This is a genomic window from Aliirhizobium wenxiniae (assembly GCF_019511445.1).
Classification (GTDB): domain Bacteria; phylum Pseudomonadota; class Alphaproteobacteria; order Rhizobiales; family Rhizobiaceae; genus Neorhizobium; species Neorhizobium wenxiniae_A.
In genome coordinates, this window is the sequence record NZ_JAEUAN010000005.1 from 218,277 (window position 1) to 232,331 (window position 14,055).

Sequence of the window (14,055 nt, forward strand, 5' to 3'; positions counted from 1 at the left end):
TTTTCGGCCTGGACGATAAAACAGATAAGGGGCGGGGGCCGTGCGTCCGCCTCGATGGAGAATACCCGTGAGCGAGCAGTCACTTCTTAGGCTGTCCATCGCCGTCACGGCCTTATTGGCTGCATTCGGCATTACCGTCGGTCTTATATCCGGCTCTTTCGCCATCGTCTTCGATGGCTTCTACTCCCTGACCGATGCCTTCATGACGCTTCTTGCGTTGCTGGTATCGAGGCTGATCGTGACATCCGCTCAGCCCACCGCAAAGGGAAAGCTGATCGACCGGTTCAGTGTCGGTTTCTGGCATCTGGAGCCGATGGTGCTTGGTCTCAACGGCACGCTTTTGATGGGGGCAGCCGTTTATGCCTTCATCAGTGCCGTCGGCAGCTTGCTGGCCGGCGGGCGTCCGATCGATTTCGGCCCCGCGGTGATCTTTACTGTCGTTACCGTAACGGTATCGCTTGCCATGTGGCTGTTCTGCCGTCGCGCCAATCGTGAACTCAAGTCCAGCTTCGTCGCGCTCGACAGCCAGGCCTGGGCCATGACGGCGGCACTGACCTCTGCACTGCTGATAGCCTTTGCCGCCGGACACGCGATCGAGGGTACGCAGTTCGAATGGCTGAGCCCTTACATCGATCCCGGTGCGCTGGCCCTCATCTGCCTGATCATCGCCCCGGTGCCGTTCTCGAATGTGCGCCAGGCGGTTGCCGACATCCTTCTGGTAACCCCGGTCGAACTGAAACAGCATGTCGATGCGGTCGCCGAAGCAATCGTCGAGCGCCACGGTTTTCTGTCCTATCGGGCCTACGTTGCGCGTGTGGGGAGGGGACGGCAAATCGAACTCTTCTTCATCGCGCCGTCCGATTGGCCTGCGCGCCATCTTTCCGAGTGGGATGCGATCCGTGACGAGATCGGAGAGGCGATTGGAGACGAGGGGCCTGACCGCTGGCTGACGATCGTGTTCACTAGCGATCCTGAATGGGCGGACTGATCGTTAATTCGACGGATCCGTTGCGCCATTCGTTCGCATTTTATTAAACATGTTTCGAATTGGCACAGGTGCCGCCGTAATCCTTTCCCATCCATATGCGTTGATAGCCAGAACCTAGAGCGAGGGTATTGCATATGGATAGCTTCCGGCAGAAGACGATTTTGGTCGTAGAGGATGAAGCGCTGATCCGCTTCACGATTGCGGACACGCTTGAGGATGCCGGTTATGCGGTATTGGAGGCAGCAAGCGTTCTGGAGGCCGTCGGCAAGCTCGGCCAATATGAACATATCGATCTCCTCCTGACCGACATCGACATGCCCGGTGGATTGAATGGTATCGATCTGGCTAAAATGGTCGCCGAATGCGCGCCCAGAATCAGCATCATCGTTTCCTCCGCCCGCAGTCAGCGTGATCTCGCCGGCCTGCCGGAGGTGGCGCATCGCCTCGCAAAACCCTGCACCGCGTCACAGCTGCTATCGACTGTCGGAAACGTGCTGAAAGCCAAGGAGCGCGCCGGCAAGGAGGCTCGCCGCCAAAGCGCGTAATGCATCTGTTCCCGATATGAAAATGCCGCGGCAATCGAAGCCGCGGCATTTTTGTTTCAAGTTGAAAATCAGGCCGTTTCGGCCACAGCGCCGACCGACGATGTGGTCCTGATCCGCACCTTGTCGATATTGCGGCCGTCGAGCGAGACGACTTCATAGGTAAGATCGCCGAAGGAGACGGTCTCTCCCTGTTCCGGCAGATGTCCTAGGCGCCATAGAAGCAGGCCTGCCAGCGTCGAATACCGGTCGGCGTCATCGACCAGATCGGCCTCCACCAGTCGCGAGATGTGGCGGATATCGATCCATCCATCGACCAGCAGTGCACCGTCCTCTTCCCGCACGACAGTCAGTTGTTCCTCGTCGTCATCGGCAAAATCACCGGCAATAGCTTCCAGAAGATCCGTTGCCGTCACCATGCCTTCGACCGATCCGTATTCGTCAAGTACGATCGCCACCTGCAGCGGCGACTGGCGCAGCTGTTCGAGCAGGCGCAGCGCATTGACGCTTTCATGCACCACGAGCGGTTGACGCAGTGAGCGTTCGAAATCGATCTTGCCGGTCTCGATGAAGTCGCGAAGCAGGTCCTTTGCAAGGGCTACGCCAAGGAATTCGTCGAGACTGCCACGCGCAATCGGAAAGCGGGAATGGCCCGACTGCAGAACCTTACGACGCAGCTCCTCGTCGCTGTCTTCGATATCCAGCCAGTCGATGTCGAGACGATGAGTCATGACCGACTTCGCCGGGCGATCGGCAAGCGTCAGAACGCTTTCGATCATCTCGTGCTCGACCGGCGTGAACAGCTCGTTTTCCGAAGCGCGTTCGGCAATCACGTCGGCAGTATCACCTAGCGAGGTCTCGCTGCGTCGGCTGCCAAGCAGCGAAAGTACGGCGCTGGCGGTCCGCTCGCGCAGGTCGCCAGTGCTCATGAAGCGCTCGCGGTTGCGACGGCCAATCTGGTTGAAGGCCTCGATAAGAACCGAGAAGCCGATCGCGGCGTAGAGATAGCCCTTCGGGATATGGAAGCCCAAGCCTTCCACGATCAGCGAGAAGCCGATCATCATCAGGAAACCGAGGCAGAGGATAACCACGGTCGGGTGTTTCGAGACGAAGGCCATCAGCGGCTTGGAAGCCAGAAGCATGACGCCGACTGCGACGATGACGGCAATCATCATGACCGAGAGGTGCTGCACCATGCCGACGGCTGTGATGACGCTGTCCAGCGAGAAGACGGCGTCGAGAACGACGATCTGCACCAGAACCTGCCAGAATACGGCATGTTCGATTTTGCCTTCCTTCGGGCCGGAATGGCCTTCCAGCCGCTCATGCAGTTCCATCGTACCTTTGAACAGAAGGAACACGCCGCCGAATAGCAGGATGAGGTCGCGACCGGAAATTTCCAGCCCGGCGACGGTGAACAGCGGTGCCGTCAGCGTCACGATCCAGGCGACGGAGGCAAGCAATATGAGGCGCATGCCGAGCGCAAGGCTGAGGCCGATAAGGCGTGCCTTCTCGCGCTGATGCTCTGGTAGCTTGTCGGCAAGGATCGCGATGAAGACGAGATTGTCGATGCCGAGAACGATTTCAAGAACAATGAGGGTGGCGAGACCCGCCCATGCGGCGGGGTCGGACATCCATTCGAATATCATGATGACAAGCGGCGCACCGTTTCTGGTGGCCAATCCTTCTGTGGTTGAAAGGGGAAACAAAAAATGCCGCCCCAGGACGAGGACGGCAGCAGACTATGAAGTTGGGGGATGGCGTGCCCAGGCGTCCCCGGCTTTCGGCGGGGCACGGTCATCTCTCGACCTGGAATGAGGAACGTCCGGTCCGATGTCCTTGCCGATTTCGATCGGACAGTCAGGCCGGACACACGCAATCGGCTGTCCATGGCGAAGCGCTATAGCCGATTATCGCCACAATTGCATCGGGGCGTTGTTCATTTTTTTGGGAATACGGGCTTGGCAGGGCGTTCCCGGATCGTGAAACGCCCTGTTATCGTTGAAGATCGGGCGCCGGATCAGGCGCCCATACCACCGTCGATCGTGTGCATCGCACCGGTGATGAAGCCCGCCTCGGGGCCGGCGAGATAGGCGGCGAACCCTGCGATCTCTTCCGGACGGCCGTGACGCTTCAGTGCCATGAAACCGTGCATCGTATCCTTCATCGGGCCATCGGCCGGGTTCATGTCGGTATCGATCGGGCCGGGCTGGATCACGTTGACGGTGATGTTGCGCGGACCAAAATCGCGGGCAAGGCCACGCGCCATGCCCTGCACAGCCGATTTCGTCAGCGCATAGGCAGCCCCGCCGGCAAACGGCATCCGGTCGCCATTCACAGAACCGATGATGACGATGCGGCCACCCTCCGGCATCAGGCGGGCAGCTTCCACCGAAGCGTGGTAGGGTGCGCGCACATTGATGTCGATCATCCGGTCGACGGCGTCGGGATCGGTTTCGAGCGGATCGCCGAGCACCAGCGTTCCGGCATTGACGACGAGAACATCGATCGGCCCTGCAGCCTTGACCGTTGCGATCGTCTGGCCGCGATCACCTGCATCGGATTTCACCGCTTCTGCACCGGTCGCAGCTGTAAGGGCGTCGGCTGCATCCTTTGATCCGGCATAGGTGAATGTCACATCGGCGCCGTCATTTGCGAAGCGGCGGACGATTGCGGCGCCGATGCCGCGGCTGCCGCCGAGAACCAGTACCTTCTTTCCATGGAAGTCTGTCATTGTCATTCTCCCTGTATCAGGCTTGAGATTTAATGTAGTGGGCATTACATAAATCTGCGAATGGACGGCGTCAAGGATTTTGTAGTGAGTGATACAGAAATAAATACGCAAGCAACGGCGAGGCGCGGAAGGCCCCGTGCATTCGATCGTGAACAGGCGCTGGCCAAGGCTCAGGCCTTGTTTCATGCAAAGGGCTACGATGCGCTGAGCGTCGCCGACCTGACGCAGGCGCTCGGCATCAATCCTCCAAGCTTTTACGCTGCTTTCGGCAGCAAGCTTGAGCTCTATGATGAAGCATTGCGGCGCTACGAAAAGACCGAGGGGCTGGACGTCGATACGGCACTTGCGCCGGGCACACCGCTTTCCGACGGTGTGGCAAAACTCCTGCGCTACGCGGCTGATGCCTATGCCAGCGGCGGCGCCTGCGGCTGCATGGTGATCGAGGCGGCGAGGGGCTCGGCGGATGCAGCGGCTGGCGAAAAGGCGCGCGAACGCATGGAGGCAAGCCAGTCCTATATCCATCAGAAGATTTCCAGCCTCGATGCCGGTAATGCGGATCTTGCCTCCGACTATGTGATGATGTCTCTTGCAGGTCTCTCTGCCAGCGCCCGCAACGGCATGCCGACAGCACGCTTGCGTGTCATGGCCGCGATAGCTGCGGAAGGGCTTTCGGGCTATCTGGAGAATGCTGCCTGACCGGTGGAATCGCAGAAGCAAAAGCAAGGAGTGACGATGCAGGCCTGGATGACATTCGATCTCGCAACGATAGAGCCGGAGGAGGGTGCCCCGGCATCCGATCGGGTCATCGAGGGAACTCCGCATTTCCGCACCTGGAATATCGAGGAGGCCGAAGGCGGCATCTACGCGGGCGTCTGGGAGGCAACGCCGGGAACGTGGAGGATCGTCTATGAGGAGTGGGAATATTTCCACATCCTTTCCGGCCATTCCATCGTGACGGAGGAGGGAGGCAAGCCGATCCACCTGCGCGCCGGAGACCGTATGGTGCTCAGACCCGGCTTCAAGGGAACCTGGCAAGTCGTTGAAACGACTCGCAAGGATTACGTCATCCGGCTTTAGAATTATCGAGGCTCGGCGCGAATTGGGGAAAGCCTGAGCGGAGGCTTTCGCCCCGATATCGATCGCGATAGACATCCGTGATCGAAAGCAATCCGGACATCGCAATGCGTATTTTGAGACTTCTCCTGACCGTCGTGATCGCCATCTCGGTGGTCGTCGGCTTCCGCTGGTACCGTTACGTCGGCAATACCGACAGCCCCTATGACGAGGTCGGCATCGAGATCAACAGCCGCCTTCCGACACCTTTGCGCAAATGGGGCTGCGACAAGCTGCATGCCACATTCGGCAATGTCCTGCCGCCTTATGGCTGCCAGTCCGGTGCCGATGGGCGCAGCTGGCTGTAAGCCCTTGAGGCTTTGGGCGGCAGTTTAGTCGCCCTTCTCGCCCGCCGCCTCATATGCTTTGGCAAAATCCTCCGAAGCGATGAAGGCAAGCGTTCGGCGAAGCTCCTCCGATTTTTCCGCACCCAGCACGGCGTCGAAGCGCCTTTGGGCCTCCTGCCAGTTCGCCACCATCTCAGCCTGCCTTTTGCGACCACCTGGCGTCAGTCGCACCCGCTTGGCGCGACGATCCTTCTCGTCCGGCACCAGTTCCACCAGATCATCCCGGATCAGCGGCTTCAGCGTATGGCCAAGCGCCGACAGGTCCATGACCATTGCCTTGGCCAGCTCCTTCTGGGTTGGCTCATTCAAATAGCCGATCTGGGTGATCAGCGAGAACTGCGTGCCGCGCAGATCGCTCAGCCCCATCGCATCGTCATAGAGTTGCCCTAGCTGGCGCGATGCCCGGCGGACGGAACTGCTGCTGCAATGCGCCCAGATACTGTCTTCCTGCTTTTCCATGTTCCGATCATTTCCGACCTTGCCGGTTCAGGCAACGCTTGAGGTGTCCCGTTCCGGCAGTCGCTCCACAAAATTTCAGCTGCCCACTTGCACAAGTAAATCCTCGCTCAAATATAGTGGCATATACCAGTAAATTCCAGTCGCCATCGAAACAGGAGAATTGCCATGACCTCGAAGCTTGGAACTGCACTCGTAACCGGAGCTTCTTCCGGCATCGGCGCCACCTATGCCGATCGGCTTGCCCGCCGAGGCTACGACCTCATCCTTGTCGCACGTGACGCCGGTCGCCTCGGCGAACTGGCCGACAAGCTGTCTACCGCCCACGGTATCAAGGCGGACGTGCTGCGTGCCGATCTCAGCGATCGCACCGACGTCCTCAAGGTCGAAGACAAGCTCAATCAGGACGATACGATCACGCTTTTCGTCAACAATGCCGGTATCGGGCCGTCCGGTCCGCTTCTGGCCACCGATCCCGATTATCTCGACCGCATCGTCGACATCAATGTTACCGCAGCCAACCGGCTGGCGGTTACGGCCGCGCGGGTGTTTTCCGGGCGCAAGAGGGGAGCGATCATCAACATAGCCTCCGCGGTGGCTATGGCCGCGCCTTTCTTCCATGGGACCTATGCTGCCAGCAAGGCCTTCCTGCTGGCGCTGACGGAATCGCTGGCAACCGATCTGAAGGATAGCGGCGTGCAGGTCCAGGCCGTTCTCCCGGGGTACACCCGCACAGAGATTTTCGATCGCGTCGGCGGTTCGATGGACGGGCTTGACCCGGAAACGGTGATGGAGGTCGGCGATCTCGTTGATGCTGCTTTGGCTGGCCTCGACCGGAAAGAGCTAGTGACGATGCCTTCCTTGGCAGACTACTCTCTCTACGAGGCTTTCCTGGACGCACGAAACGCTCTGCGCCCCAATCTTTCGTTGCGCAAACCGGCGACCCGATACGGTGTGGGACGTTAACGCAGGATATAGGCGAGAAGCGGTGCGGCAAGCACGTTGACAAGGCCGACCAGCACCATGACCAGTCCGGCGACCGAACCCTCTTCGGCGCCGATCTGGTTGGCTTTTGCAACGCCCGCCCCATGTGCGCCCATGCCGAACAAGGCTCCACGTGCGAGTGAGGATTTGAGCGGCAGAATGCGCAGCAGCTTTTCGCCGAGAGCCGCGCCCAGCACGCCGGTGATGACCACGAACAAGGCTGTCAGGTCCGGTACGCCGCCGACTTTTTCCGAGATCGCCATGGCGAATGGAGAGCTGACGGAACGGGGAAGCAGGCTGAGGCGAAGCGCGCCGTCAATGGAGAGCAGGCTTGCCAGGGCCCAGGCGGTCAGGATGGCAGTGCCGCTGCCGACCACGATGCCGAATGCAAGCACGGGCCAATAGCGCATGATCATCGCCCGCTGCTCGTAGATTGGGATTGCAAACGCGACGGTTACGGGGCCGAGAATGGCCATGAGCCAGCGGGTCGCACCGATATATTCGCTATAGGTCGTGTGCAGTGACAGCGCCAGTGCCGCGAGCAGGACCGGGGTCAACACCAGTGGCGAGGACCAGATTGCCGGCCACCGGCGATAGGTTCGTTTGGAAAGAAGATAGATCGCGATCGTTGCCGCCGACCAGAAGACGGTGATCAGGATCGGCTCAAGAGGCGGCATGTCTGCTCTCCAAGCGGAGCATCAGCCGATATCCCACATCGACGGCCAGTGCCGTCATGCACATGACCATCAGGGTTCCGGCCAGAATGACGGCGAGTACCTTCAGCCCGATGAGACCGAGGAATTCGGAATGCTCGAGCACGGCAAGAACAGCCGGCACGAAGAAAAGCAGCATATCGGCCAGAAGCAGATTGGCCCCGCGCCGCATGGTCGAAAGGCGGATCGTACCGGTTATGAGAAGATAGAGCAGGCCGAACAAGCCAAGCACGCTGCCGGGGATTGGTATTCCTGTGCCGCGCGAAACGGCCTCGCCGGCAAGCCATAGAAGCACGATCAGCGCCACCTGTGCGTAGCGGTTGCCATGAAGGCTCTTGTGCAGGAAAATAGCGGTCTTGCGCTTGGTCACGGGAAGGATCCTGTTCAACGATCCTCCCTCATCCGTACTATAAGGTACTGTTTCCGCTAAACAATCGAACAGATTGCATAAGTGCCATGTGTTTTCGATGTGGCGTACTGTCGCTCGATGCCCGAATTTGCATCACCAGACGAGATCGAGCCGCTCCAACCCATGGAAATGATAGACGTCTTTGACTGTGGGTTTGGCCTTCAGCCTCAATTCGGGCAGGCGTCGAAACAGGATCGGCAGAACCGTGTTCAGTTCCAGCCGCGCCAGCGGCGCACCGATGCAGAAATGGATGCCCGCTCCGAAGGAGAGGTTCTGCGCTTCCTTGCGCTCCGGCTTGAAGGTGAGGGGATCGGAAAACACCTTGGGATCGAGATTGGCGGCGGCAAGAATGAGGCTGGCCTTGTCGCCGCGCTTCAGCGTAACGCCGTCGACCTCCACGTCCTCCAGTGCCCAGCGCTGAAAGATATGGACGGGAGCACAGATGCGCAGCGTCTCTTCCACCGTCCTCTCTGTGGCAGCTTCATCGCGAAAAAGCTGAGCAGGGGAGAGGCCGCTTTCGAGGATGACCCGGACCGAGTTGCCGATCTGATGAACGGTCGCCTCGTGGCCGGCATTGAGCAGCACGATCGTCGTCGATACCAGCTCATCGTCCGTGAGATGCTGGCCCTTATGCTCGGTGTGGATCATGTGGCTGAGCAGATCTTCGGCAGGTGTTCTGCGGCGCTCGGCAATCAGCGTCCTGACGTAATCGGCAAATTCCTTCGCCGCCAGATCGGCCGCATGCTCGTCTTCTTTTGAACGCTTGAACATATACATGCCGACATAGGCATGGCTCCATTTCAAAAGTTGCGGCCCCATCTCGTCGGGAATGCCGATCATCCGCGCGATCATCGTCACCGGAATGATATCGGCGAAGGACGAGAGCAGCTCGGTCTTTCCATCGTTTTCGAAACCGTCGATCAGCTTCTCGGCAAGCGCAGTAATCTCAGGCCTGAGCCTGTCGATATGACGGGACACGAAGGCTCTGTTGATGAGCGTGCGAAGCCTTGTGTGTTCAGGCGGTTCTATCTCAAGCAGCGAGTGTCGCTCCGCAAGGTCGAAATTGGCAAGATGCGCCTGCGGTTCCGATAAGCCCAACTCCTCACGGCTTGCCACATGCAGGATCTGCCGCCCAAAACGACGATCGCGCAAAAGCGCATTCACATGATCATAGGAGGTAAAGAACCACTGTTTCTGCTCCTCCCAGTAGAAGGTAGGACAGTACTGGTGGAGTGCAGCATAGACTCGGTTCGGATCGGCATAGAAAGCCGGGTTGCGCCCGTCAAGAGAGACATGCCTTGTGGCGGGATCGACGCGGAGGAAATCAGGAAGCGATGTCATTCCCGATGCGTAGCGCAAAAATTCCACGCTGCGCAATCGGGATGACGTGCCGGGCGTTATTCTCCCAGCGCCACACCCTCGCGGCGCGGATCGGCGCTGCCGACAAGCCCGTTGCCGGTAATCTCGATTGCGTGAAGGCCGGATGTCATCTGACCCGGCTTGACCTCATAGCCGAGCGCCTTCAACGGCTCGGCAAACTTTTCCGCCGTCGTGCCTGCCTCGATATCATAGGTGCCGAACCGGTTGATCAGATGCGGCTGGGCGACGATCTGTTCCACCGGCATGCCCCAGTCGATATAGGCGATCAGTGCCTGAGCCACATAACCGATGATCTGGCTGCCGCCCGGTGAGCCGATCGCAAGCAGCGGCTTGCCGTCCTTCATCACGATCGTCGGCGCCATGGAAGAGCGCGGCCGCTTGCCGGGCTCGACGCGGTTGGCGACGGCGAACGCGCCGTCATGGGTCTTGAAGGAAAAATCGGTCAGCTCGTTGTTGAGCAGAAAGCCGTTTGTCATCAGCCGCGAACCGAAACCGTTTTCGATCGTCGTCGTCATCGACACCACGTTGCCTTGCTTGTCAACGATGACGAAATGGCTGGTGGACGGCAGTTCGATTGCGGCGTCTCGGCCGAGCAGCATGGCATGATCCCATTCGGGTTCGCCCGCCTTCACCGCGTCCTTGGCCAGTGCCTTGTCGCCATCGAGAAGTTTCGCCCGTTCGCCGAGATAAGCCTTGTCGAGCAGCCCCTTGATCGGCAGCGGTTGGAAATCCGTGTCGGCGACATAGCGTTCACGGTCTGCAAAGGCCAGGCGCTGTGCATCTCCGATGATCCGCCAGCTTTCTACATTTTCAGGCCCGAGCGCCTTGAGGTCGAAATTCTCTGTCATGCCCAGCATCTGGCTGATGGCAATCCCGCCCGAGGAAGGTGGTCCCATGCCGCAGATGTCGAGCGCTCGATAGGCGAAGCAGACGGGCTCCCGTTCCTTGATATGATAGGTGGCGAGGTCGACGGGTGAGAGGACACCCGGATTGTCGCGTGCGCCGCGCACCGTCTTGACCATATCCTCCGCGATCGGGCCGCGATAAAAGGCGTCAGCTCCCCCTGTGGCAATTGCCTCGACCGTTTCGGCATAGTCCGGGTTTTTCAAGATGTGCCCGGCCTTCAGCGGCGCGCCGGACTGATCGAAGAAATAGGTTCGGACACCTTCATAGCGTTTCAGTCCGTCGCCTTCCGCGGCGATCAGCGAGGCCAGGCGAGGGGAGACTGCAAACCCTTCACGGGCAAGCTTGGCCGCCGGTTTCCACAGGATCGGCCAGTTTTCTCGGCCGTAACGCTTCTGAACATCTTCCAACAGCCGAACAGTACCGGGCGTGCCGACTGAACGGCCGCCGACCACGGCATCCATGAATTTGAGCGGCTGGCCGGCATCGTCGAGGAAAAGCTTGGGCGTCGCATCCATCGGCGCTGTTTCGCGCCCGTCGAATGTCGTCAGTCGTTTCGCGTCAGCGTCGTAATAGACCAGGAACGCACCGCCGCCGAGACCGGAGCTCTGCGGTTCGACGAGGCCGAGTACGGCCTGCACCGCCACCATGGCGTCTATCGCATTGCCGCCGGCAGCAAGGATGTCACGCCCGGCTTGCGCCGCAAGCGGATTGGCCGCCGCGACCATGAAATCTCGCGCTTCCACGCGGCTGGCGCTGGCCGTGCCGGTGGCGCGTTCGGGTGCGATCGTGTCGGACGCCTGCTGCGCAGATGCGGACGAAATCGAGAGAAGGCTGATGACAACAGCCCCGTAAAGTGTCTTCGCCATGTCCCACCCTCTTCGTTTCGTTTCGAAGGGAATTGGGTGGGCCGGGCCGCGAAGGCAAGGGGCAGGCTGAAAAACGTAATGAGCCTAGCTCATCGCATGACGCCTATTTTCCGATCGCCACGATCCGTCTCAAAGCGGCGACCTGCTGGGTCATGCTGGCCCGTGCAGGGGTGTCCTGCTGATCGGCATGGTCGATTGCAGGAACGATCGATACATCGCTTTCCGTGCCGATCGCGGTACGGTCGCGACCATTGGTTTTTGCCACATAGAGCGCCCGGTCCGCCGTGCTGAGCAGGGTATCCAGGTCCGCGGTCCGGACGTCCGCAAGCGCGATGCCTATGCTGACGGTAACGGCGATCTGGTGTTCTCCGACGATGATCGGCCGCTGCTTCAGTGTTGTGCGGATTGCTTCCGCGACACTTGCAGCTTCGATCATGTTGGCGACATACATGATCGAGGCGAATTCCTCGCCGCCCATGCGACCGAATGATCCGCGGCCCCGTTGTGCTGCCATGCCGATTTTTGCGAAAGCGATCAGCACCTCGTCACCGGCCTGATGGCCGTAAAGGTCGTTGATCTGCTTGAAACCGTCGAGATCCAGATGAATGAGCGTCAGCATTCCGCTATCGCTTGCATGGAGCCGCTTCAGCAAGTGGAATTCGTCGATCAACCCGCGGCGGTTGAGAAGGTTGGTCAGCGGATCGGTAACGGCGAGCAATTTCAACTTGGCCTCGTTGCGCTCGTTGATGAGCTTTGTCCCGCTCATGATCGCCGCGATGAAACACAATGCGGCGACCAGAAGCAGCAGGAAGGAATTGTTACCTGTTGCGAAGGATTGCGGTTGGCTGATCAGTGCAAAGATTGCGACGATCGTGCTGGACAGGACCTGAACACCGACGCAGGCGGCAAAAACGCGACGCGTTTGCGAGCGGCCGTTGTCACCCCACAAAACGGTAGCGATCAGCATCAGATATCCCACCGACGCTGCGCCATGGAAAAGGGCGACGCGATAGCTGAAACTGGTCCGCACGGGTTCGAGCAGCATGCCGGCCACAAAGATCAGCGACGGAATGGCGATGAACGGCTCGACGCGTCGTTTGTCGAATTGCAGCATGCCGGCAACCCACAGGCCGATCCCGGCAAGTGCCATGACATTGGCGATTTCTATCGAGACAAAATCCGGCAATGTGCCGCGCATCGCAACCATGCCGACACCGATGCCGTGAAAGATGAAGCCGGTTCCCCAGGTGAAGTAAAACGACTGGCGTTCGTAAAACCAGCGTGACCACAAAAGCACGCCGATCGTGCTGGCCTCAGCGGCCCAGATCATGAAACCTGTGACAATATCCAACGCAATACTCCCCGCCGAACCTCGGCATGGCGCGTGTATATCGCTGAATGTTTAAGGTGAGGTTTGCGTGAAATAAGCATGTTGGACGCAATATTCGACATAAGGCGCTCTTGCGTGTGGTGATTTACCTCTGCTTTACCTTGGCGACGAAAAAGAAGGTGGGCATTGCCGTCGAATGATTGAGCCGAAGCGATTTATTCGCGACAGCGCAGATGCTATCGGCTTGGCCATCCCGTGAAGTTCGGAACGTGGTTGGTCAGGGGTTGATATTGCGAGTTAAGGATATCGGGCTCTCCGTCTTGAAGTACCGGGCATTGACACTCTATGTAGGGATTGACCCATTCCAATGATTCCGGAGCGCCACGCTGCCTTCGGCAAGGCATTTGACAAAGGACGGACATGAAAAATCCAGTTGATACCGCAATGGCCCTGGTGCCTATGGTCGTCGAACAGACCAACCGCGGTGAGCGCTCTTACGATATCTATTCGCGTCTCCTGAAAGAGCGCATCATTTTCCTGACCGGTCCGGTGGAAGATCACATGGCGTCGCTCGTCTGCGCCCAGCTGCTTTTCCTTGAAGCGGAAAACCCGAAGAAGGAAATCGCGATCTACATCAATTCGCCGGGTGGTGTCGTTACCGCCGGCATGGCGATCTATGATACGATGCAGTTCATCAAGCCGGCCGTTTCGACGCTGTGCATCGGTCAGGCTGCCTCGATGGGGTCGCTGCTTCTGTGCGCAGGTGAGAAGGGCATGCGGTTTGCAACGCCGAACGCCCGCATCATGGTGCATCAGCCCTCCGGCGGCTTCCAGGGCCAGGCTTCGGACATCGAACGTCACGCCCGCGACATCCTCAAGATGAAGCGCCGCCTGAACGAGGTCTACGTGAAGCACACCGGTCGCACGCTCGAGGAAGTCGAAAAGACCCTTGACCGCGACCACTTCATGACCTCCGACGAAGCCCAGGAATGGGGCGTCATCGACAAGATCCTGACCTCGCGCCAGGAGCTTGAAGGCGGCTCGGAAGGCTGATCGGGTTGTAGCCTTTCCGCCACTGTAACCCTGTTGTGAGCAAATGGGGGTTTCAAGTCGGTCGGAAAGCGCTATTAGTAAGTATTAATGCTGTGTTGAACTTTTATGACATAGCATTCGTTTCTGAGGGGTTTCGTTGCCGCCGGACCAGTTATATGGACCGGTAGAGTACCCCCGAAGCAGGGCAGGCACATGACCCGGTTGGCGTCATGTGTCGGCAGCGGTTGAGTGGAC

15 protein-coding genes are annotated in these 14,055 nt (G+C 59.2%); 7 read left to right on the forward strand and 8 right to left on the reverse strand.

Annotated elements, in window-relative coordinates; all coding sequences use genetic code 11:
* Positions 1-67 precede the first annotated feature (67 nt).
* Both JNB91_RS08685 and JNB91_RS08690 read left to right on the forward strand, forming a co-directional pair.
* On the forward strand, positions 68-988 hold the full coding sequence (locus tag JNB91_RS08685; protein WP_220325105.1) for a cation diffusion facilitator family transporter: 921 nt from the start codon (positions 68-70) through the stop codon (positions 986-988).
* 134 nt (positions 989-1,122) lie between these two features.
* The gene (locus JNB91_RS08690) at positions 1,123-1,533 is read left to right on the forward strand and encodes a response regulator (RefSeq protein ID WP_220325106.1); all 411 of its coding nucleotides are present in this window, start codon (positions 1,123-1,125) and stop codon (positions 1,531-1,533) included.
* 68 nt (positions 1,534-1,601) lie between these two features.
* Here the strand turns inward: JNB91_RS08690 and JNB91_RS08695 are convergent, their stop codons facing one another.
* Both JNB91_RS08695 and bdcA read right to left on the reverse strand, forming a co-directional pair.
* Positions 1,602-3,179 carry a TerC family protein gene (locus JNB91_RS08695; RefSeq protein ID WP_220325235.1) on the reverse strand — a complete coding sequence of 526 codons (1,578 nt, stop codon included), beginning with the start codon at positions 3,177-3,179 and terminating at the stop codon, positions 1,602-1,604.
* 371 nt (positions 3,180-3,550) lie between these two features.
* Positions 3,551-4,264 carry an SDR family oxidoreductase gene (bdcA, locus tag JNB91_RS08700; protein WP_220325107.1) on the reverse strand — a complete coding sequence of 238 codons (714 nt, stop codon included), beginning with the start codon at positions 4,262-4,264 and terminating at the stop codon, positions 3,551-3,553.
* Positions 4,265-4,348: 84 nt separating this feature from the next.
* On the opposite strand from bdcA, the gene JNB91_RS08705 reads away from it, so the two are divergent.
* From JNB91_RS08705 to JNB91_RS08715, 3 genes are all read left to right on the forward strand, one after another.
* The gene (locus tag JNB91_RS08705) at positions 4,349-4,960 is read left to right on the forward strand and encodes a TetR/AcrR family transcriptional regulator (RefSeq protein ID WP_346269294.1); all 612 of its coding nucleotides are present in this window, start codon (positions 4,349-4,351) and stop codon (positions 4,958-4,960) included.
* Positions 4,961-4,996: 36 nt separating this feature from the next.
* Positions 4,997-5,341, forward strand: a complete 345-nt coding sequence (locus JNB91_RS08710) for a cupin domain-containing protein (RefSeq protein ID WP_220325109.1) — start codon at positions 4,997-4,999, stop codon at positions 5,339-5,341.
* Between the two features lie 104 nt (positions 5,342-5,445).
* Positions 5,446-5,685 (forward strand): hypothetical protein, encoded by a 240-nt coding sequence (locus JNB91_RS08715; protein WP_220325110.1) that lies wholly within the window; start codon positions 5,446-5,448, stop codon positions 5,683-5,685.
* Positions 5,686-5,709: 24 nt separating this feature from the next.
* Here the strand turns inward: JNB91_RS08715 and JNB91_RS08720 are convergent, their stop codons facing one another.
* Positions 5,710-6,183 carry a MarR family winged helix-turn-helix transcriptional regulator gene (locus tag JNB91_RS08720; protein ID WP_220325111.1) on the reverse strand — a complete coding sequence of 158 codons (474 nt, stop codon included), beginning with the start codon at positions 6,181-6,183 and terminating at the stop codon, positions 5,710-5,712.
* A 165-nt stretch (positions 6,184-6,348) separates the two neighbouring features.
* On the opposite strand from JNB91_RS08720, the gene JNB91_RS08725 reads away from it, so the two are divergent.
* Complete coding sequence (locus tag JNB91_RS08725; protein ID WP_220325112.1) at positions 6,349-7,146, forward strand: SDR family NAD(P)-dependent oxidoreductase; 798 nt, start codon at positions 6,349-6,351, stop codon at positions 7,144-7,146.
* On the opposite strand, the gene JNB91_RS08730 is transcribed toward JNB91_RS08725, so the two are convergent.
* The 5 genes from JNB91_RS08730 to JNB91_RS08750 form a co-directional block, all read right to left on the reverse strand.
* Positions 7,143-7,841: an LrgB family protein gene (locus tag JNB91_RS08730; protein WP_220325113.1), complete on the reverse strand. Its 699-nt coding sequence runs from the start codon at positions 7,839-7,841 to the stop codon at positions 7,143-7,145. The genes JNB91_RS08725 and JNB91_RS08730 overlap by 4 nt on opposite strands.
* The gene (locus JNB91_RS08735) at positions 7,828-8,247 is read right to left on the reverse strand and encodes a CidA/LrgA family protein (protein WP_220325114.1); all 420 of its coding nucleotides are present in this window, start codon (positions 8,245-8,247) and stop codon (positions 7,828-7,830) included. The genes JNB91_RS08730 and JNB91_RS08735 overlap by 14 nt, the downstream gene beginning before the upstream one ends.
* A gap of 132 nt (positions 8,248-8,379) precedes the next feature.
* Entirely contained in the window at positions 8,380-9,627 is a 1,248-nt protein-coding gene (locus tag JNB91_RS08740; protein WP_220325115.1) for a cytochrome P450, read from the reverse strand.
* Positions 9,628-9,683: 56 nt separating this feature from the next.
* A complete protein-coding gene (gene ggt, locus JNB91_RS08745) occupies positions 9,684-11,438 on the reverse strand; it encodes a gamma-glutamyltransferase (RefSeq protein WP_220325116.1) in 1,755 nt (584 codons plus the stop codon).
* 103 nt (positions 11,439-11,541) lie between these two features.
* On the reverse strand, positions 11,542-12,789 hold the full coding sequence (locus JNB91_RS08750) for a GGDEF domain-containing protein (RefSeq protein ID WP_220325117.1): 1,248 nt from the start codon (positions 12,787-12,789) through the stop codon (positions 11,542-11,544).
* A gap of 399 nt (positions 12,790-13,188) precedes the next feature.
* Here JNB91_RS08750 and clpP point away from each other — a divergent pair, with 399 nt between their 5' ends.
* Positions 13,189-13,821, forward strand: a complete 633-nt coding sequence (gene clpP / locus JNB91_RS08755) for an ATP-dependent Clp endopeptidase proteolytic subunit ClpP (protein WP_220325118.1) — start codon at positions 13,189-13,191, stop codon at positions 13,819-13,821.
* Positions 13,822-14,055: the final 234 nt, after the last annotated feature.

Excerpts from the sequence above, each read along its gene's own strand:
- bdcA (WP_220325107.1), bottom strand. The coding sequence starts at position 4,264 with ATGACAGACTTCCATGGAAAGAAGGTACTGGTTCTCGGCGGCAGCCGC.
- clpP (WP_220325118.1), top strand. The coding sequence starts at position 13,189 with ATGAAAAATCCAGTTGATACCGCAATGGCCCTGGTGCCTATGGTCGTC.
- JNB91_RS08720 (WP_220325111.1), bottom strand. The coding sequence starts at position 6,183 with ATGGAAAAGCAGGAAGACAGTATCTGGGCGCATTGCAGCAGCAGTTCC.
- JNB91_RS08730 (WP_220325113.1), bottom strand. The coding sequence starts at position 7,841 with ATGCCGCCTCTTGAGCCGATCCTGATCACCGTCTTCTGGTCGGCGGCA.
- JNB91_RS08695 (WP_220325235.1), bottom strand. The coding sequence starts at position 3,179 with ATGATATTCGAATGGATGTCCGACCCCGCCGCATGGGCGGGTCTCGCC.
- JNB91_RS08710 (WP_220325109.1), top strand. The coding sequence starts at position 4,997 with ATGCAGGCCTGGATGACATTCGATCTCGCAACGATAGAGCCGGAGGAG.
- JNB91_RS08715 (WP_220325110.1), top strand. The coding sequence starts at position 5,446 with ATGCGTATTTTGAGACTTCTCCTGACCGTCGTGATCGCCATCTCGGTG.
- JNB91_RS08740 (WP_220325115.1), bottom strand. The coding sequence starts at position 9,627 with ATGACATCGCTTCCTGATTTCCTCCGCGTCGATCCCGCCACAAGGCAT.
- JNB91_RS08725 (WP_220325112.1), top strand. The coding sequence starts at position 6,349 with ATGACCTCGAAGCTTGGAACTGCACTCGTAACCGGAGCTTCTTCCGGC.
- ggt (WP_220325116.1), bottom strand. The coding sequence starts at position 11,438 with ATGGCGAAGACACTTTACGGGGCTGTTGTCATCAGCCTTCTCTCGATT.
- JNB91_RS08690 (WP_220325106.1), top strand. The coding sequence starts at position 1,123 with ATGGATAGCTTCCGGCAGAAGACGATTTTGGTCGTAGAGGATGAAGCG.